Below are 216 nucleotides of genomic sequence, written 5' to 3'. Positions count from 1 at the left end.
TATTCGGACTCGCTTTCGCTACGGCTTCCCCACACGGGTTAACCTCGCTACACACCGCTAACTCGCAGGCTCATTCTTCAAAAGGCACGCAGTCACGACGCAGAGACAAGTCTCTGCGCGACGCTCCCACGGCTTGTAGGCACACGGTTTCAGGTACTATTTCACTCCGCTCCCGCGGTACTTTTCACCATTCCCTCACGGTACTATCCGCTATCG

General features: G+C 56.0%; 1 rRNA gene. It reads right to left on the bottom strand.

The annotated features are described in order from the left end of the window. Nucleotides 1-216: ribosomal RNA gene (locus ADL22_RS16075) — 23S ribosomal RNA — on the bottom strand; the annotation flags it as partial.

The sequence above is a fragment of the Streptomyces sp. NRRL F-4489 genome (assembly GCF_001509485.1).
Taxonomy (GTDB): domain Bacteria; phylum Actinomycetota; class Actinomycetes; order Streptomycetales; family Streptomycetaceae; genus Streptomyces.
The sequence above is the reverse complement of the archived record's forward strand: the minus strand, read 5'-3'. Positions and strand labels throughout refer to the sequence as shown.